This window comes from Qipengyuania vesicularis (assembly GCF_019711415.1).
Classification (GTDB): Bacteria; Pseudomonadota; Alphaproteobacteria; order Sphingomonadales; family Sphingomonadaceae; genus Qipengyuania; species Qipengyuania vesicularis.
In genome coordinates, this window is record NZ_JAIGNJ010000002.1 from 174,807 (window position 1) to 191,155 (window position 16,349).

General features: G+C 62.3%; 20 protein-coding genes. 9 read left to right on the plus strand and 11 right to left on the minus strand.

Annotated features, from left to right (window positions below):
* The 3 genes from K3146_RS06460 (at position 1) to K3146_RS06470 (ending at position 5,559) form a co-directional block, all read left to right on the plus strand.
* The gene (locus K3146_RS06460) at positions 1–3,423 is read left to right on the plus strand and encodes an AAA family ATPase (protein ID WP_221545465.1); all 3,423 of its coding nucleotides are present in this window, start codon (positions 1–3) and stop codon (positions 3,421–3,423) included.
* Between the two features lie 197 nt (positions 3,424–3,620).
* Entirely contained in the window at positions 3,621–4,358 is a 738-nt protein-coding gene (locus tag K3146_RS13450; protein ID WP_247711106.1) for a PEPxxWA-CTERM sorting domain-containing protein, read from the plus strand.
* A 151-nt stretch (positions 4,359–4,509) separates the two neighbouring features.
* Positions 4,510–5,559 carry an amidohydrolase family protein gene (locus K3146_RS06470; RefSeq protein WP_221545466.1) on the plus strand — a complete coding sequence of 350 codons (1,050 nt, stop codon included), beginning with the start codon at positions 4,510–4,512 and terminating at the stop codon, positions 5,557–5,559.
* On the opposite strand, the gene K3146_RS06475 is transcribed toward K3146_RS06470, so the two are convergent.
* The 5 genes from K3146_RS06475 to rpmF form a co-directional block, all read right to left on the minus strand.
* Complete coding sequence (locus K3146_RS06475; RefSeq protein ID WP_221545467.1) at positions 5,556–5,921, minus strand: MerR family transcriptional regulator; 366 nt, start codon at positions 5,919–5,921, stop codon at positions 5,556–5,558. The genes K3146_RS06470 and K3146_RS06475 overlap by 4 nt on opposite strands.
* 21 nt (positions 5,922–5,942) lie before the next feature.
* Positions 5,943–6,242, minus strand: coding sequence for an integration host factor subunit alpha (locus K3146_RS06480; protein WP_221545468.1), 300 nt, complete (start codon positions 6,240–6,242; stop codon positions 5,943–5,945).
* Between the two features lie 108 nt (positions 6,243–6,350).
* Entirely contained in the window at positions 6,351–7,316 is a 966-nt protein-coding gene (locus K3146_RS06485; RefSeq protein ID WP_221545469.1) for a beta-ketoacyl-ACP synthase III, read from the minus strand.
* Positions 7,313–8,350: a phosphate acyltransferase PlsX gene (gene plsX, locus K3146_RS06490; RefSeq protein ID WP_221545470.1), complete on the minus strand. Its 1,038-nt coding sequence runs from the start codon at positions 8,348–8,350 to the stop codon at positions 7,313–7,315. Before plsX ends, K3146_RS06485 begins: the two co-directional genes overlap by 4 nt.
* A gap of 26 nt (positions 8,351–8,376) precedes the next feature.
* Positions 8,377–8,559 (minus strand): 50S ribosomal protein L32, encoded by a 183-nt coding sequence (rpmF, locus tag K3146_RS06495; RefSeq protein WP_040965823.1) that lies wholly within the window; start codon positions 8,557–8,559, stop codon positions 8,377–8,379.
* A 238-nt stretch (positions 8,560–8,797) separates the two neighbouring features.
* On the opposite strand from rpmF, the gene K3146_RS06500 reads away from it, so the two are divergent.
* Positions 8,798–9,196: an MAPEG family protein gene (locus tag K3146_RS06500; protein ID WP_221545471.1), complete on the plus strand. Its 399-nt coding sequence runs from the start codon at positions 8,798–8,800 to the stop codon at positions 9,194–9,196.
* Between the two features lie 6 nt (positions 9,197–9,202).
* On the opposite strand, the gene K3146_RS06505 is transcribed toward K3146_RS06500, so the two are convergent.
* Positions 9,203–9,844, minus strand: coding sequence for an MBL fold metallo-hydrolase (locus K3146_RS06505; RefSeq protein ID WP_221545472.1), 642 nt, complete (start codon positions 9,842–9,844; stop codon positions 9,203–9,205).
* 112 nt (positions 9,845–9,956) lie between these two features.
* Between K3146_RS06505 and K3146_RS06510 the strand changes: the two genes are divergently transcribed.
* Positions 9,957–10,322: a c-type cytochrome gene (locus K3146_RS06510; RefSeq protein ID WP_221545473.1), complete on the plus strand. Its 366-nt coding sequence runs from the start codon at positions 9,957–9,959 to the stop codon at positions 10,320–10,322.
* Here the strand turns inward: K3146_RS06510 and K3146_RS06515 are convergent.
* Positions 10,319–11,107 (minus strand): hypothetical protein, encoded by a 789-nt coding sequence (locus K3146_RS06515; RefSeq protein WP_221545474.1) that lies wholly within the window; start codon positions 11,105–11,107, stop codon positions 10,319–10,321. The two genes, K3146_RS06510 and K3146_RS06515, sit on opposite strands and share 4 nt — an antisense overlap.
* Positions 11,108–11,313: 206 nt before the next feature.
* Between K3146_RS06515 and K3146_RS06520 the strand changes: the two genes are divergently transcribed.
* On the plus strand, positions 11,314–12,324 hold the full coding sequence (locus tag K3146_RS06520; protein WP_221545475.1) for a hypothetical protein: 1,011 nt from the start codon (positions 11,314–11,316) through the stop codon (positions 12,322–12,324).
* 12 nt (positions 12,325–12,336) lie between these two features.
* Here K3146_RS06520 and K3146_RS06525 read toward each other — a convergent pair whose 3' ends face one another.
* Both K3146_RS06525 and K3146_RS06530 read right to left on the minus strand, forming a co-directional pair.
* Positions 12,337–12,780: a hypothetical protein gene (locus K3146_RS06525; protein WP_221545476.1), complete on the minus strand. Its 444-nt coding sequence runs from the start codon at positions 12,778–12,780 to the stop codon at positions 12,337–12,339.
* A gap of 223 nt (positions 12,781–13,003) precedes the next feature.
* Positions 13,004–13,642 (minus strand): S24 family peptidase, encoded by a 639-nt coding sequence (locus K3146_RS06530; protein ID WP_221545477.1) that lies wholly within the window; start codon positions 13,640–13,642, stop codon positions 13,004–13,006.
* A gap of 179 nt (positions 13,643–13,821) precedes the next feature.
* Here K3146_RS06530 and K3146_RS06535 point away from each other — a divergent pair, with 179 nt between their 5' ends.
* Together K3146_RS06535 and K3146_RS06540 are read left to right on the plus strand one after the other, a co-directional pair.
* Positions 13,822–14,034: a hypothetical protein gene (locus K3146_RS06535; RefSeq protein WP_221545478.1), complete on the plus strand. Its 213-nt coding sequence runs from the start codon at positions 13,822–13,824 to the stop codon at positions 14,032–14,034.
* Complete coding sequence (locus K3146_RS06540) at positions 14,024–14,377, plus strand: hypothetical protein (RefSeq protein WP_247711107.1); 354 nt, start codon at positions 14,024–14,026, stop codon at positions 14,375–14,377. Before K3146_RS06535 ends, K3146_RS06540 begins: the two co-directional genes overlap by 11 nt.
* On the opposite strand, the gene K3146_RS06545 is transcribed toward K3146_RS06540, so the two are convergent.
* The gene (locus K3146_RS06545; RefSeq protein WP_221545479.1) at positions 14,378–15,316 is read right to left on the minus strand and encodes a D-2-hydroxyacid dehydrogenase; all 939 of its coding nucleotides are present in this window, start codon (positions 15,314–15,316) and stop codon (positions 14,378–14,380) included. It abuts the gene before it with no gap.
* Positions 15,317–15,330: 14 nt separating this feature from the next.
* Between K3146_RS06545 and K3146_RS06550 the strand changes: the two genes are divergently transcribed.
* On the plus strand, positions 15,331–15,978 hold the full coding sequence (locus K3146_RS06550) for a 2OG-Fe(II) oxygenase (protein ID WP_221545480.1): 648 nt from the start codon (positions 15,331–15,333) through the stop codon (positions 15,976–15,978).
* On the opposite strand, the gene K3146_RS06555 is transcribed toward K3146_RS06550, so the two are convergent.
* Positions 15,975–16,331, minus strand: coding sequence for a hypothetical protein (locus K3146_RS06555; protein WP_221545481.1), 357 nt, complete (start codon positions 16,329–16,331; stop codon positions 15,975–15,977). The two genes, K3146_RS06550 and K3146_RS06555, sit on opposite strands and share 4 nt — an antisense overlap.
* Between the last annotated feature and the right edge of the window lie 18 nt (positions 16,332–16,349).

Below are 16,349 nucleotides of genomic sequence, written 5' to 3' on the forward strand. Positions count from 1 at the left end.
ATGCTCATCAAACAGCTCAGGCTGAGCGGTTTCAAGAGCTTCGTAGAGCCTTCCACCCTGCGCATCGAACCCGGGCTGACCGGCGTCGTCGGCCCGAACGGCTGCGGCAAGTCCAACCTGCTCGAAGCAATTCGCTGGGTCATGGGCGAGAATTCGCCCAAATCCATGCGCTCGGGCGGGATGGAAGACGTGATCTTCGCCGGCACTGCCAGCCGCCCCCCGCGCGACTTCGCCGAAGTGGTTCTTTCCGCCGAGGACGATGACGGGGAAGACCTCGAGGTTGTCCGACGTATTGAGCGCGGCGCGGGCAGCGCCTATCGTGTGAACGGCAAGGATGTGCGCGCCAAGGACGTTGCGCTGACTTTTGCCGACGCGGCTACCGGCGCCCACAGCCCTGCCCTCGTCAGCCAGGGTAAGATTGCGCAGGTCATCGCCGCCAAGCCGGTCGAACGGCGCATGATGCTCGAAGAGGCCGCGGGTATCGCCGGCCTCCACGTCCGCCGCCGCGATGCAGAGAGCAAGCTGCGCTCGACCGAGAAAAACCTCGAACGTCTCGAAGACCTGATGGCGGGGCTCGATAGCCAGATCGCCTCGCTGAGGCGACAGGCAAAGCAGGCAGAACGCTATCGCAAGCTTTCCGACGAGATAAAGACTGCCGAGGCGCGACTCGTCTTTGCACGTTGGCGCGATGCGGCTGCGGCCGCCGAAGAAGCCAAGAAGGCCGCCGCCAATGCCGATGCGCGAGTGGCGGAAGCACAGAAAGCAGCCGACGAAGCGCAAAAGGCCCAGCGCGATGCGGCAGAGAAGCTTTCCGAAGCGCGAGAAGAACAGGCGGACCGGCGAGACGATGCAAGCGCACATGGTCACCGCATGGCAGCGCTCACCAGCCAGCTGGAAGCGGCCGAGCAGCGCCTAGCCGATCTCGAGCGCCAGAAGGTTCGACTGGAAGAAGACCGCGGTGATGCAGATCGCATGACCAAGGACGCGGCAGAGGCCCTTGCCCGGCTCGAGAAGGAGCATGCCGCCAGCGAGAAAGCGCTGGCCGCGGACGAGGAACGGCGCCCCGCCCTCGTCGCCCAAAGCGAGGATGCCGAACGCGCCAGCCGCACCGCGGAGCTGGCGCTGGCCAAGGCAACCGCCGACAATGCCGGGGTTGAGGCAGAGTGGCGTGTGGTCGAGGCCGAGGTCAACCAGGCCAAGGCGCGGCTCGAACGCGTCGAGGCCGAGGGACGCCGGATTGCCGATCAGCGCGTTGCTCTTTCGGCGGAAGATCTCGAAGGCGCGGTGGAAAGCGCACGCGAGAAGGCCCACGAGGCGACCGCCTCAATCGCTGCAAAGCGCGCATCGATCGAGGAAATGCAAGCGCGCAAGGCCGATCTGCAGGTGCAGCGCGACGAGGCCGCCAGCGCCTATTCTGCCGCCAAGGCCGAATTGTCGGGCGTACAACGCGAGTACGACGCCCTGAAGCGCGACCGTGAAGCGCGTGAACGGGCGGCTGCCAAGCGGTCCGGCCGCAAGCAGGCGATCGACGGAGTGCGCGCCGAAAAGGGGTACGAACGCGCCGTCGCTGCGGCACTCGGTCGCGATGGAAAGGCGTTGCTGGGCCTTCCCGATGAAGGCAGCGAGGGGCGCTACTGGACCGGCGCCGAAGCCCCAAGAGCGGTCAAGGACAGCCTCGCCGATCACCTCGCTTCCTGTCCCGAGGAACTGCGCGCGCGCCTCAGCCTCGTCCACGTCGCCGAAACCGACGATGGCCGCGCGCTAGCGCCGGGCGAGAACCTTGTCACGATCGACGGCAAGCTGCGGCGCTGGGATGGCCTTGTGGTACGTGGCGAAGGAGCCGCAGAGGCCGCGCGCCTCGAGGCGGAAAACCGCTTTGCAGAGCTCGAAATTGAAGTGCCGAGGCTCCAATCAACCGTCGAGCAAGCCGAGGCTGTACAGGGCGAAGCTGCCGAGGCGCTGGCAGCCCTCCAGCGCGAGTTGATCGGTGCCGATCGCGCCCTTGCCGAAGCCTCGGAAGCCGAACGCCAGGCGCTGCGCTCGCTCGATCAGGCGGAGGCGCAGCGCGAGCGTGTCGCCGCTCGGCTCCTCGAACTGCAGGAAGCCGAAAACGATCATGCCGAGATCGTCGGCCAGGCTAAGGCCGAACTCGCCAGTGCCGAAGCCAAGCGCGACGCCCTGCCCGATCCTGAAGCGGGTCGGGCTTCGCTGGATGCTGCGCGTGCGAAAAACGAAGCAGCTAGGTCCACCTTGCAGGCGCGTGCTGCCGAACTTGCGGCGCATGACCAGTCGCTTGCCGTAGCCCGCGAGCGTACAGCCGCCCAGCGCAGTGACATGGCAAACTGGCAGGCTCGTTCGGGGGAGGCCGCGCGTCGCCTCTCGGACATGGCGCGGCGGTTCGAGGAAATCGAGGAACAGCGCGCAATCTTTGCCGCCAAGCCCGAAGGCCTGGTGAAGGAGATCGAACAAGGCGACACGGTGCGCGAACGGCTCGGTGCGGAACTGGCCGAAGCCGAGAAGGCAGTCGCAGCGGCGAGCGAAGTCGCGCAGGAAGCCGACCGTGGTTTCAATACTGCCAATGAAGAACTCGCAAAGGCACGCGAGAACCGCGCCGGCCTTTCCGAACGCGCGGAAAACCAGGAGGGTCGCCGGATCGAGATGGCCCGCATTTCGGGCGAACGCTTCCAGAGCCCTCCTCCCCTGCTTCCGGGCAAGTTCGATTTCGCCGAAGACAGCGTCAAGGCCGCCGAGACCGAGACCGAGGAAATGGACCGCCTCACCGCCAGCCGCGAGAGGATCGGTCCGGTCAACCTCGTCGCCGCCGAAGAGCTCGAAAAAATCGAAGCGGAACACGGCACCAACGCCGCCGAGCAGGAGGAACTGCGTGAAGCGGTCAACCGCCTGCGTGGATCGATCGGCAACCTCAACCGCGAGGGACGAGAGCGGCTGCGCGAGGCGTTCGAGCAGGTGAATGGCCATTTCAAGCGCCTGTTCACCCGCCTTTTCGAAGGCGGCGAGGCGCATCTGGCCCTGATCGACAGCGACGATCCGCTTGAGGCAGGCCTCGAAATCTTTGCCCAGCCGCCAGGCAAACGGCTCCAGTCGTTGACGCTGTTGTCGGGCGGTGAGCAGGCGCTGACCGCAACCGCGCTCATCTTCGCGCTATTCCTCACCAATCCCGCACCGATCTGCGTGCTCGACGAAGTCGATGCACCGCTCGACGATGCCAATATCGACCGCTTCTGCGACCTTCTCGAAGCAATGGTGAAGGAAACCGACACCCGTTATCTCATCGTCACTCACAATGCCGTGACCATGAGCCGCATGCACAGGCTGTTCGGGGTGACCATGATCGAGAAGGGCATATCGCGCCTGGTAAGCGTCGATCTTGGCGCGGCTGAAGAACTTCTCGCTGCAGAATAGCGAGGGATCGCCAGATCGCCCTGACCCTGCGCAAATGGCGGTAAATGCAAGGCGCCGTGCGCCGCTTTTCCGGGGAAATCTTAAGCAGAGATTAAATCTGTCCCAAAATGGGAAAGTACGAAAGGGCCGCACGACGAATAGTTAATCTCTGTTATCTCGGGATCACTGAAGCTCGAATCACTATGAGGGATACGGCGATGACTATGTTTTCCAATGTTCTGAAGGGCGCGCCAATCGTGGCAGCAGCCGCTCTTGCAGCAACCAGCGTGGCGACGCCCGCATCGGCTGCTGAAACCGTTTACGACGTGAGCGACGCCAACGGCGAAGTTCATGGTCTTTGGACCAATGGCCTGTTCGGCGCGAATTCCGTCGATCCCGCAAACTATTTCTCGATCGCAAGCGCGCTTTTCACGCTCGACGATCTCGGTGACATGGACCCGAATACATTCTCGGCTACCTTTGCCGGTACGGCGGTCAATCCCGACGGATATGTCGCTGTCTTCAACCTGGCGCTGAGCGACTGGCACGATACGCCGGATGGCAGCTTCCAGTACAAGACCGAGCAGGGTGCGAACTACGATCCCACGCTCGACATTCCGGATATCGACTTCTTCACCGGTGGTTCGGGTACGATCGATATCTACGACGATATGAACAACCTGCTCTATTCGCTGACGATCGACACTTCCGATCCGTTCCGCGATCCGACCGCCTGGCAGTACGGCCCCGGTGCCAACGCGAAGGATGACGAGGAGCTTGGTGCTTCGGCATGGGTCAACACCAACGAACTCCCGCAGCACTTCGACTTCAACGTCGGCCTCTCGGCAGTTCCCGAGCCGTCGACCTGGGCGATGCTGCTTCTCGGCTTCTTCGGCATCGGCGGTACGCTCCGTCGTACCCGCCGCGAGAAGAGCGGAGTTCTCGCTTCGGCGTAAATCTCCTGAAGCTTCAGTACCTAACGCCCGCATAGCGCAAGCTGTGCGGGCGTTTTCATATGCACTGACACGATCAGTCAGTTTGCGGGCGAATGGCGTGACACAGCGGACGATTTGGCGGCACGCACAATCTCTGCAAATCGGCCCCAGCATGTCCGCCAGCGCCGCAATGTCCGAAGTGGAGACCGACATGCGACTGAAGATTTTTGCTCTTGCCGGAATCGTGGCTGCAGCTGCAGCCGCTCCGACCAGCGCTGAGGAACCGGCGACATACGATGGCCCGGTGATCGACATGCATCTTCATGCGTACACAGCAGATGGCAATGGGCCGCCCGGCACGCCACTCTGCCCCGAGCTCAGCGAATTCGCCTGGGATGGTCAGGGAAGCTGGATCGAGCATTTCGGAGCGAAGGTTCTCTCCCGACCCTGCCTCAAGCCAATCGCCGGCTCGCTAACCGACGAAGCCCTCCGTGACGAAACCATAACCGAGATGCGACGCCTGAAAGTCCGCGGTCTGCTTGGCGGGTCGGAAGAGCGCGTAGCCGACTGGATGCAAGCCGCGCCCGATCTGTTCTGGCCTGCACGACACCTCAATCCCCAACGCGATCCCGAAACCACTCCGGAAAGCCTTGCTGCAGATTTCGCTGCTGGCGAGATCGTAGCGATCGCCGAAATTACGGGCCAGTATTCGGGCATCATGGTCGACGACCCACGCATGGAGCCATTCTGGTCGATGGCCGAGCGCGAAGGCATCCCCGTCGGCGTGCACATCGGCCTTGGTCCTCCGGGCGCCGTCCACATGTATCCATCGTTCCGAGCCCAAAGTCCGAGCCATCTTGCCGAGGTCCTTGGCAAGCATCCCAAGCTGCGCGTCTTCGTCATGCATGGCGGATACCCCTATATCGACGATCTGAAGGCGCTTCTCTGGGTGCATCCGGACCTGATGATCGACATCGCTGTCCTGCAGTTTGCCCTGCCGCGCGCCGAGTTCCACGCATTTCTGGCAGAGCTGGTTCGCGCCGGCTTTGGCGATCGGATCATGTTCGGATCTGACCAGATGAACTGGCCCGGCGCGATCGGATTGGGGATCGAAGCGGTCAACGAAGCCGATTACCTGACCTACGATCAGAAGAAGGCCATTCTACATGACAACGCCGCCCGCTTCCTGCGGCTCGATGCGGACGGGAAGCTGCCTGATTAGGCGGACAGCGCGGACTTGAGGTCTGCGCGGATGGCCTTCAGCTTGGCCAAGACGTCGCCGCCGATGGCACCTCGCGAAGACGCGTCCTGTGCCGCTGCCTGTTGGTCCGGTACGCCGCGCAGGGCAGCCTTGGCGCCTTTCAGCGTATAGCCATCGCGGTTCACCAACTGGTCGATTCGCGCTACGAGCGCCACGTCTTCAGGCCGATAGTAACGACGGCCGCCACTGCGTTTCAGCGGTTTGAGCTGCGGAAATTGCTGCTCCCAATAGCGCAGCACATGCGTCTTGATGCCGGTCGCGCCGGCAACTTCGCCAATGGTGCGCAGGGCACCTGCTTCCTTGTGATCGCTAAACTCAGCCATGCGCCACTCTAGGCGCTAACTTCAGCCGTTTGCAATCCGCTCTTTCAACAGCTGGCTTGCACGGAAAGTCATCACCCGGCGTGGCGTAATCGGCACTTCGACCCCCGTCTTCGGGTTGCGGCCAATGCGTTCTTTCTTGTCACGCAGGACGAAACTGCCGAAGCCCGAAACCTTCACATTCTCGCCGCGCGCAAGCGCATCGCTCATCTTGCCGAGGATTTCTTCGACCAGGTCGAGCGACTCGGCCCGGCTCAATCCCATTTTCCGGTTGATTGTTTCAGCAAGATCGGCGCGGGTCAGCGTCCCCACGGAGCGCATCATGTCCATTGTAATCCTTCCCCAGACGCGACCCTGGGTTCGAGCGACTCAAGCAACCTACTGTATTTGGCTGATTACCGCAATGGAGCGACGGTAAAATTCTAACAAAAGTTATACCCGCGCGAGCGACGCACCCCAGGTAAACCCACCGCCCATAGCTTCGAACATGACGAGATCGCCCGATTTGATGCGACCGTCCTTGCGCGCGACGTCGAATGCAAGCGGCACCGATGCCGCAGAGGTGTTGGCATGACGGTCGACGGTTACGACGACTTTCTCGCTGTCGAGACCCAATTTGCGCGCCGTGGCATCGAGTATGCGTTGGTTCGCCTGGTGCGGTACCACCCAATCGATGGCTTCTGCCGGCACCCCGGCGTCATCCAGTACCTCGCCCAGAACCTCGGCGAGATTGACCACGGCGTGACGGAACACCTCGCGTCCCTTCATCCGAAGCTTCCCAACCTCGCCCGTCGTTGAGGGTCCGCCATCCACGTAGAGCAGTTCCTTGTGCTCACCATCGGCATGGAGGCGCGTGGCAAGAATGCCCGGGCCGTCCTCTGCCACGTCCTGAGCTTCGAGCACGACCGCTCCCGCCCCGTCGCCGAACAGGACGCAGGTGGTGCGGTCTTCCCAGTCGAGGATGCGGCTGAAGGTCTCCGCGCCGATCACGAGCGCTTTCTTCGCCATGCCGGTGCGTAGGAGCGAGTCCGCAGTACCGAGTGCATAAAGAAAACCCGAGCAAACCGCCGCAACGTCGAAGGCAACGCCTCCGCGGCAACCCAATGCCTGCTGGACCTGTGTCGCCGTGGCCGGAAAGGTGTGATCGGGAGTGGCCGTGGCAAGGATGATGAGCCCGATCTCGCTCGCGTCGACACCCGCATCCTCGAGCGCCTTGCGCGAAGCCTCGATGGCGAGGGTGGATGTCGTCTCGCTCTCGTTAGCAATATAGCGCTGGCGGATGCCGGTGCGTTCGACGATCCATTCGTCGCTGGTATCGACACGCTTGGCGAGCTCGGCGTTGGTGACGCAATTGGAAGGAAGCGCGCTGCCGCTGCCGGTGATGACCGCGCGGATCATTTTGCGCTCAGGCTTCCCGCGTCGACAGCGCCAAGGTCCTTGGCGATTCGATTGGTAATATCGTCTTCGAGGAGGCGCGCCGCAACTTCTACTGCGTTGGCGACACCCTTGGCATTGGCGCTGCCATGGCTCTTCACCACCACGCCGTTGAGGCCGAGGAAAACCGCGCCATTGTGGTTGTTCGGATCGAGGTGGTGCCTGAGCAACTCGGTCGCCGGACGCGAGACGAGGAAACCGACCTTCGACCGGATCGAGGAAGAAAAGGCCCGCTTCAGCAGGTCGGTCACAAAGCGCGCTGCGCCCTCGATCGCCTTCAACGCGATATTGCCCGAGAAGCCGTCGCACACGACCACATCGCATTCGCCGCGATTGATCTTGTCAGCTTCGACATAACCTTCGAAATCCATCGCCAGGCCTTCGGCCGCGCGAAGCTGGTCTGCGGCGGCCTGGATATCCTCGGTACCCTTGGTTTCCTCCGTGCCGATGTTGAGGAGGCGCACGCGCGGACTCTCACGGCCGGTCACGATGCGCGAGTAGGCTGCGCCCATGATGGCGAACTGGACGAGGTTGCGCGCATCGCATTCACGGTTCGCGCCGAGGTCGAGCATGATAACGTCATTGTCGCCCAGCGTGGGCAGCAACGCGGCCAAGGCCGGTCGGTCGAGGCCGGGCATGGTGCGGAGTGCGAGCTTGCTCATCGCCATCAGTGCGCCGGTATTGCCAGCGGAGACGGCAGCGCCCGCTTCGCCCCGCTTCACTGCATCGACCGCTAGGCCCATGCTGGTAGTCTTGGCGCGGCGCAAGGCACGCGACGGCTTCTCGTCGCCGCCGACCACATCCTCGCAATGAAGGATCTCGCTGGCCTCGGCGAGACCGGGATGATCTTCGAGCGCCGCCTTGATGCGGGTCTCGTCGCCGACCAGCAGGAAGTTGAATCGATCGTGGCGCCTACGCGCGAGCGCGGCGCCCTCGATCATGGTGCGCACGCCTTCGTCTCCGCCCATCGCGTCAACTGCGATACGCGGCAAACTCATGACGTTCTCCGAACCAATTTAAGGTCTTAGAGGCCCTCGGGAGCGAGGACTTCGCGCCCGTTGTAATAACCGCAATGCGGGCACAGGTTGTGCGGACGCTTCAGCTCGCCACAGTTCGAGCACTCGTGATGTGCTTCTACCTTGAGCGAATCGTGAGCACGACGGTTGCCGCGACGGTGGGGCGATACTTTTCTCTTGGGGACGGCCATCTCGGCACCTGTTCCTCAAACAATTTCAATCAATTTCGGTGGCCGCCCTAGGGGAAGGTCCGGCAACGCACAAGAGGGCGATGACGAAGGATTTCCCGACCGTGACGGTGAAGCCGCGCGCTATAGCGAATTTTCCGGCTGTTGCAAGCGTGGCGGAGGATAATCCTTTGCCCCTGATTGCCGAGGAGGCGGCCTTGCCATACCAGTCCGGCCACGGGTTATCGAAAGGGAGAGAAACATGGGCATTATCCTGCCGGTTACGCTGACTGCGGCTGCCGCTGCGGCGATCATCAATCTGTGGCTATCGGTGCGCGTCGGTCAGATGCGCGGAGCCACCAAGACGATCCACGGCGACGATGGCGGGGGCCCCCTCACCCGCCGCATGCGCGCACAGCTCAATTTCGTCGAGAACACGCCGTTCCTGCTCGCGCTTGTGGCAGCAATCGAGCTGTCCGGTCGCGGACAACCGTGGCTGGCATGGGTTGTGGGCGTCTACATGCTCGGCAGGATCGCGCATGGCATCGGGATGGACGGCGAAGGTCCCACCAAGCCGCGCATGATCGGCGTGCTGATCACCATGCTGACACTGCTCGGCCTCGCTATCGTGGCCGTGCTGATCACGCTTGGCGTGATGTAAGCGTAATCAGGCCAACGCCGCGTCGCTGACGAAGGCGTTGGTCTTGCGCTCCTGGCCGAAAGTGCTGGTGGGGCCGTGACCCGGAATGAAGGTCACGTCGTCCCCCAGCGGCCATAGCTTCTTCGTGATCGCATCGATCAGGTCCTGGTGGTTGCCCATCGGGAAATCGGTGCGCCCGATACTTCCCTGGAACAACACGTCGCCCACGACGGCGAACTTGCTCGGGCGGTGGAAGAATACGACGTGGCCTGGCGTGTGGCCGGGGCAATGGATAACTTCCAGTTCCAGCTCGCCGACGGTGACCGTATCGCCATCCTCCAGCCAGCGATCGGGTTCGAAAACCTGGCCATTCACGCCGTAGCGTGCGCCGTCCTCGTCCAGCCGGCTGATCCAGAACCGATCGGCCTCATGCGGGCCTTCTATCGGCAACCCCAGTTCCTTGGCGAGGATGCCTGCTTCGCCGCAGTGGTCGATATGGCCATGGGTAATGAGGATCTTCTCCAGCTCTACCCCGGTCTGCTTCACCGCCGCTTTCAGCCTATCGAGGTCCCCGCCCGGATCGATCAGCGCGCCCTTGTTGGTCGCAGTGCACCAGATCAGCGAGCAATTCTGCTGGAGCGGGGTGACCGGCACGATACCGGCTTTCATCGGAGGCTGTTTCGGCGTGTCGTTCATGATGTAGTGAGATGGTTCGGTTCTTGATCGAAAACAAGGCGCGACTTCGCGCTTGTGATAGTGTCGGCGGAAAAGGAGCAGAGAAATGCGAAGTCTTGCAATTGCGACGAGCGCGGCCCTGCTGGCCTCCTGCCAGGCCACAGGCACGGAGGCCGAGCTGGCGAGCGCCGAACCGACGGAAGCGCCCGAAGTCCCCGTCTACGTGACTGCCATCTGCGGCGACTGCCACGCTGTGCGCCCCAACGCGATCTCTCCCAATCCGGAAGCTCCCGGCTTCGAGGACGTCGCCAACAGTCCGGGACTTACGCGCGAAACGCTGGTCACCTTCCTGTCTGACGCGCACAATTACCCGCTACAGATGGATGTCGATCTCGATGAAGAAGATATCGAGACGATCGCCGACTACATGATGACCTTGCAATCTGACGAGTACCATCGGGCACCCTCCTAGTCCGGCAGATCCTGATTGGCGCGGACCACATTGGCTACGCGATAGGCTTTCTCTGCCAGCTCGGGATCGACATCATCGTCCAGAGCAAGACGCGCCATCCGATCATGGAGCCCCTGCGAGGTATAGAATGACCAGACCTCGTCGCGCCCTGGTCCTTCCCAGAAGGCCGTGATCCAGATTTTGCCGTCTTCGTATCGACCGTGGCGCCAGTCGCGATACAGTCTTTCTGCTAGCGCCCGATCGTCGGCGACGTTGAGCTGATCAACGAGATCTTCAGCCGGCCAGCCGCCAAGCGCGAACATGCACACGACATCGTCGAGGTAGTCGCCCTGTTCCGTGAACGGCGCCGCTCGCTCAAGCTGTAACCTCAGGTAGAGTCGCTGGAATGCGTCGAGCACGTTCCATTGCTCCGGACTCCAATTGTCCCTGTTACCCGTATCGAATCGCTGGAGGGCAACCTCGAGCCCGACATTCGCAACATCATTGCCCGACGCGAGGACCTCGAGGATTCGCGGAAGAAGATAAGCCCAGGTCGCCTTCGCCACACCTGTTTCCGGATTGTAGGCGGCAAAAAACCAGTCCTGCACATAGGAAAGAGGCAACTCGGCAATCGGCGGATTGAAGAAGTCCGCCTCGATCGCTGGGTCCATGCAGCAGCCCTCGCAAACCTCGATGTTGCGCGGCTTGGGTCTTGCAAACACGCGATAGGCCTCCTCGATAATCTCGAAGAAGGGGTTCTCTGGGCCTATCTTGGCCTCGCCTAACCGGTCAGGCGCGCGGGTCATGGCTCGCTTCTAGCACGACAGCATTGCCCCGTCGGTTAACGACCGTCGACGAACTGTTCGTGGGGTCCGCAATTCCGATTCACCTGACGAAATCATAGGATTACGAACGTCGTTGGACGATTTTTCTTACCGGTTGGTGGGGATCGAGCCGTAGTCCGCAGATTAGGGGATGCACCATTTCGCAGCTTGGATAGCTGGCGACGTCGATGACTGCATTGCGATCCGTCGAGACTCTGGCCGATCCAGCCTGGCTGGCTCATCGCTATGATGTGCGCAACGATGCGATCCAGTTTGTCAGACTTCCGCGTGAAGCGCGCAAGAATGCCAGCTTCCTGTACGATCAGGCACTTATCGATTCTGCACCCAGCAAGTCCGTTCCGCGCAGCGAACTCGCTTTTGACGGCATCACTCCGGTGCCGGTCCATTTGATAATGCACTCCGGGCTTGCGGGCTCGACATTGCTCACCAAGGCGCTCGACATCGAGGGTGTTGCTACCACTTTCAGCGAGCCGCCGATCCTGACCGATCTCATGTCCCTGAAATTGGCCAACCGGGGATCCAGGGAAGTGTCCGAAAGGATACGATCCGTATTGCGAATCCTGGCGCGACCGTTCGAGCAGGGAGAAGTCGTGGTTCTCAAGTCTGGTGCCGTCGGCAACGCGCTGGCAGGTGACATACTTTCCAATTGGTCCGAAAGCCGCGCGTTGTGCCTGCAATCCCCGCTCACCATTTACCTTGCTTCAGTTGCGAGAAAGCGCACTGCAGGGCGTGTCTGGGGGCGACAGTTGTTCAGCACGCTGGCCAGCGCACAGATGACGTCCCTCGGTTTCACGTCGAAAGAGCTGTTCGCCCAGACCGACCTGCAGATTACCGCGCTGGCTTGGCTGGCATTGCATCGCGAAATGCAGGCAGCGCTCTCGCGTTTCCCGGGCCGTGTGGTGGCGCTCGATAGCGAGAAGCTGCTCAACAGCCAGGAAGCCTCGATAGACGCGATCGGCAAGTTCCTCTCGCTTGATTACGACGCCGAGCAAGTGGTGGCGAACCCGATCCTTCGGCGGCACTCCAAGACTGGCGAAGATTTCGACAGCCACAAGCGCGCACGCGAGCTCGACGAGACATTTTCGATCCATGGTGAGGAAATCGACCTGGTCACGCAGTGGATCGTCAAAGTGGCCGAGGCGCAGGGAATCGTCCTCGACCTCCCCAACCGGATCTAGCATCGCTCGCAATCAGCTGCAGGACCAAGGCAAGGGCGCCATGTCGGGCTCGACCCACGACTTGCGTGCCTCGGGTGAGAACAACTGTTCGCGGGACCAATGGGCCAGTATCCAATCTGAGCGACCATAGGGGCCCACCATTAGCTCCGCCAAAGCGGCTGCTAGCGGTCTATCCATCTCTCCCGACCCGGGCACGAATCCTGCAGCGCCCAGCGACGCGATGGTGATCGTGTGATGATAGCCCGAAGTATCGGTGTTCGGCGTACCATGCGCTTCGTTGAGCGCTATAATGATCGTACGAAAGGCCTCCGAGTTGCTGCGGTCGGGCCGGTGGCGAAGCATCCACAACGCAAACGCGAAGTGTGCCTCATGCGTCCATTCGGCATGCGGCAGGGTCCTGTCGAGCACGCGTGTCGCGAGCTCCTCGAAATGAGCATCTGTGGGAAAATCGGTCATGTCATAGGTTCCTCTCGCGGATACCCGACCGACACGAAAAACCCCGCCGGCCGGGCGGGGTTGCATTGCTGTGTGGTCTGATCGTGAGCGCGTCAGCACACAGGCGCAGGGCAATCCGCCGCCGATATGGTCGGGCGAGATTGTTGCGTCATGGCAATGACAGTTGCGTGGATCATGGATCCATGCTGCGCCGCAGGAAGAGGGCTGTCAAGCTGAGGACGCGCTAGATCCGCCCGCCCTTCCATACCACCCGCCCGATGACCTCCACTTCCTCGCGCGCCAGTTCGATCGGCGCGTAGGCATCGTTTGCGCTGATCAATGCGATGCGGCCGGGCGCACTGGCCTGCACCTGCTTGACGTGCAGCGCGTCGCCGATCCGCACGACATGGATGCCCTCGCCAGCGCGCTTGTGGCGATCGACGAAAATCTCGTCGCCGCTGCGCAGGACCGGCTCCATGCTGTCCCCCTCGACCCGGATGGCAGTGAGGTCCGCGCCTTCCAGACCCATTTCGCGCAACCACCGGCGCGAGAAGCGGAAGCTATCGAAGGAAATTTCCTCAGCTGAGAACGCTCCCGGGCCCGCCGATGCGTCCAGAGCCAGCCGAGGGACCGCGACAAAGCCATCCGATTCGCGCGGCCTTCCCAGCTGCGGATCGGCACCCAGTTCGACCTCGTCGACCCCGAAGAATTCAGCCAGCTTGCGCCGGTCCGCCTCCTCCAGCTTGCGCGGGCTGCCCTTGCGCACGAATTGCTGCAAGTAGCTGGGATTACGGCCCAACATGGATGAGAGAGAGGACAGGCTCGTGCGACTTTTCTCGGTCAATTCGACCAGCCTTGCACGCTCAGGGGTCATGTCCGCCATCCTCAATTCCTTCCTTCGCTACCCACCCAGGTGATCCAAATCGGGACCGCAAGCAGGAGCTGAGCGAGAAAATTCCTATAGCATAGGATTTTTCCTAGACAAGTAGGATTTGGACTGGAACGTATCGGGAACACGGCGAGCGATTCGCCGCACGGATACAGCCATGGGGAGCAGTGAACATGTTGATCCGCAGCATCGAGAAATTCCTTCGCGCACACGATATGCCACCGACAAAATTCGGGCGACTGGCCGCGCATGATCCGCGCTTCGTGCTCGACCTCAGGATGGGCCGCGAGCCGCGCAGCCAAACCGAGGCGCGCATTCGCGGCTTCATGACCGGTTTCGACGCGGCCTCATCGGCTGCCACGAAGGAGGCGCTCCATGTCCTGTGAAACGAAACCTCCCCGCCCTCCCCGTTCGCGCCGTTCTTCCAGCGACAGGGTTAGGCAGGCGATCACCGTGCTTGCCGAGCATCAGGGACAGGTGATCACGCACACCGAGAAGGCCTGGGCGAGCATCACCTTCGCCGGCACTCGCCACTCGATCGCCCTGCTTTTTGCCGGTGAAGAAGCGGTCGAAGCAGGAGAGCGCTTTGTCGCCACCCTGCCCGACCACGAGTTCGCTATTCCCGGCCAGCTGGTGGCCGACGCGGGCGTTGTCGAGGTGGAACACCGCCTCTCCCCCAACCCTCGCATGGTGGTGCAATGCGACCTGCTGCTTCTGGAGGATGCGTGACTAGTATCCCGCCTGAAGATCCATCTGCGGCTCTACCGCTTCGCCCTTGTGCCAAAGTTCAAGGTTCTCGACGAAGCGATCGGCACTGCGCTGGAACATCTTCGTCTGCGCTCGGCCCGACAGGTGCATGGTGATCTGCGCGTTTTCCAGCTCCCATAGCGGGTGATCTTCAGGCAGCGGCTCGGGGTCGGTGACATCGAGCAGGGCGGCCTCGATGGTCTTGGCCTTCAGCGCCTCGACGAGGTCGTCCTGCTTCACCACGTCACCGCGCGCGATATTCACCAGCACCGCATTGGGGCGCATCGCGGCGAGTTCGGCAGCGCCGATCATGTGACGGGTTTCCTCGGTCGAGGGAACCGCCAGCACAACCCAGTCGAACTCGCCCAGCTTTTCGCGCCATTCGCCGGGACGTAGTGCGCCCTCGCCGCCCGAGCGGCGCACGGGAATGACCTTCATGTCGAAGGCCTCGAGCCGGGTCTTGATCAGCCCGCCGATCGCCCCGAGGCCAAGCAATAGCACGCGCTCGCCTGACAATTCCCGCTTGCCCGGACTGTCGAGCAGCCATTCCTTGCGCTCCTGCGCGCGCACGACCTCGCGATAACCCTTCGCATGAGCGAGCATCAGCATGACGACATATTCGGCGATGGTGATGGCGTTGATGCCCACGCCATTGGTCACCGTGACGCCGCGATCGTGAAGCACGTCGAGCGGCAGGAAATCGAGCCCCGCATAGATCGAATTGAGCCATTTCAGGCCTGTCGCCGCATGCGCGATCTCGATCATCGGCTCCTTCTCGTTGAGGTCGAACCAACCGATCTCGGCCTCGGGCGCCATCTCCAGCGCCTGCTCCTTGGTCATGAACCACAGCGGCTCCACCCAGTCGGGCAGGCGCGGCTCTACCAGCGGGCGGATCAGGGCAGACATCACGGCTTTGGTCATCTAGCGTCTCTCCAATGGCAGCCCATGACGAACCCGAAGCGATTGCGCCCGTCAAGCCCGCGCATGTGCCGCTACTGGTCGAGGACGGCTTCATGGGCGCGCAATTTTCGGCCGAACTTTGCGCCTTGGCAGTGGCCAATGAGGCGGCATTCAAACGCGCGGTGGTGACCCGCCCGACTGTCGAGCGCGAACTCGACCTGGCCTCGCGCCGGTCGTTCACCTTCGAGGGCGATCTGGGCGGCTTGGGCGCGCGGTTCGTGGAGCGCGTCGCGGAGGCTGGCGTTTTCGCAGCACTGGGAATGGAGCCGGTCGCAGAACCCCATCACGAATTCCTCCTGTCGGCCCACCGCGACGGCGATTTCTTCACTCCGCACACCGATGTGGTGGTGAGCGGCGATCGCGCCTTCCTCGGCTATGACCGGCTCGTAACGCTGACCTATTACGCGCATCTCCCGCAGGCGCGCTTCGAAGGCGGCGAGCTGGTCCTGCACGGGCTGTTCGGCCACGGTGAGCCGGAGGTGATCGAGCCCAGGAACGACCGGCTGGTGGCTTTCCCCAGCTTCGCACCGCATGAGGTCCGCAAGGTGGTGCAGCCCGATGCGCCCTTCGCCGAAGCGCGGTTCGCGCTGACCTGCTGGCTGGGGCGGAATCTCGCCGACTAGGGCCGGAAAGCGCTCCAGGCGACGAAGGCGAGAAACGGGAGGCCGGCAAGATCGACAACCGCGATGCGCTTGAGCGGCGCCGGCGATCCGGCAAGCCAGTATAGCGCGAGGAAACTGAGCATGCTGATGCCCACGACCAGCACGGCAAGTCGGCGACCTTCGGGTACGAACGCTGCCCAGAGGCATGCGACGAAGACCGCAAGGAACAGCGCGGCTCGGTGCTGCATAAGCAGGAACAACGGGTTGTCAGCCGCCAGCCCGTAGAGCGTTGTCAGGGTCGCTGGACGGAAGAAAGCCAGCGCGGGCAGCGCATGAATCGCCGCGAGTGCGAGCCAACAAATAGGTTGCAACATGCAACCTTATTATCAGCT

Bases quoted from the DNA above. Each gene is read 5' to 3' on its own strand.
- K3146_RS06460 (WP_221545465.1), top strand. From the start codon at position 1: ATGCTCATCAAACAGCTCAGGCTGAGCGGTTTCAAGAGCTTCGTAGAG.
- K3146_RS13450 (WP_247711106.1), top strand. From the start codon at position 3,621: ATGACTATGTTTTCCAATGTTCTGAAGGGCGCGCCAATCGTGGCAGCA.
- K3146_RS06470 (WP_221545466.1), top strand. From the start codon at position 4,510: ATGTCCGCCAGCGCCGCAATGTCCGAAGTGGAGACCGACATGCGACTG.
- K3146_RS06475 (WP_221545467.1), bottom strand. From the start codon at position 5,921: ATGGCTGAGTTTAGCGATCACAAGGAAGCAGGTGCCCTGCGCACCATT.
- K3146_RS06480 (WP_221545468.1), bottom strand. From the start codon at position 6,242: ATGATGCGCTCCGTGGGGACGCTGACCCGCGCCGATCTTGCTGAAACA.
- K3146_RS06485 (WP_221545469.1), bottom strand. From the start codon at position 7,316: ATGATCCGCGCGGTCATCACCGGCAGCGGCAGCGCGCTTCCTTCCAAT.
- plsX (WP_221545470.1), bottom strand. From the start codon at position 8,350: ATGAGTTTGCCGCGTATCGCAGTTGACGCGATGGGCGGAGACGAAGGC.
- rpmF (WP_040965823.1), bottom strand. From the start codon at position 8,559: ATGGCCGTCCCCAAGAGAAAAGTATCGCCCCACCGTCGCGGCAACCGT.
- K3146_RS06500 (WP_221545471.1), top strand. From the start codon at position 8,798: ATGGGCATTATCCTGCCGGTTACGCTGACTGCGGCTGCCGCTGCGGCG.
- K3146_RS06505 (WP_221545472.1), bottom strand. From the start codon at position 9,844: ATGAAAGCCGGTATCGTGCCGGTCACCCCGCTCCAGCAGAATTGCTCG.
- K3146_RS06510 (WP_221545473.1), top strand. From the start codon at position 9,957: ATGCGAAGTCTTGCAATTGCGACGAGCGCGGCCCTGCTGGCCTCCTGC.
- K3146_RS06515 (WP_221545474.1), bottom strand. From the start codon at position 11,107: ATGACCCGCGCGCCTGACCGGTTAGGCGAGGCCAAGATAGGCCCAGAG.
- K3146_RS06520 (WP_221545475.1), top strand. From the start codon at position 11,314: ATGACTGCATTGCGATCCGTCGAGACTCTGGCCGATCCAGCCTGGCTG.
- K3146_RS06525 (WP_221545476.1), bottom strand. From the start codon at position 12,780: ATGACCGATTTTCCCACAGATGCTCATTTCGAGGAGCTCGCGACACGC.
- K3146_RS06530 (WP_221545477.1), bottom strand. From the start codon at position 13,642: ATGGCGGACATGACCCCTGAGCGTGCAAGGCTGGTCGAATTGACCGAG.
- K3146_RS06535 (WP_221545478.1), top strand. From the start codon at position 13,822: ATGTTGATCCGCAGCATCGAGAAATTCCTTCGCGCACACGATATGCCA.
- K3146_RS06540 (WP_247711107.1), top strand. From the start codon at position 14,024: ATGTCCTGTGAAACGAAACCTCCCCGCCCTCCCCGTTCGCGCCGTTCT.
- K3146_RS06545 (WP_221545479.1), bottom strand. From the start codon at position 15,316: ATGACCAAAGCCGTGATGTCTGCCCTGATCCGCCCGCTGGTAGAGCCG.
- K3146_RS06550 (WP_221545480.1), top strand. From the start codon at position 15,331: ATGGCAGCCCATGACGAACCCGAAGCGATTGCGCCCGTCAAGCCCGCG.
- K3146_RS06555 (WP_221545481.1), bottom strand. From the start codon at position 16,331: ATGTTGCAACCTATTTGTTGGCTCGCACTCGCGGCGATTCATGCGCTG.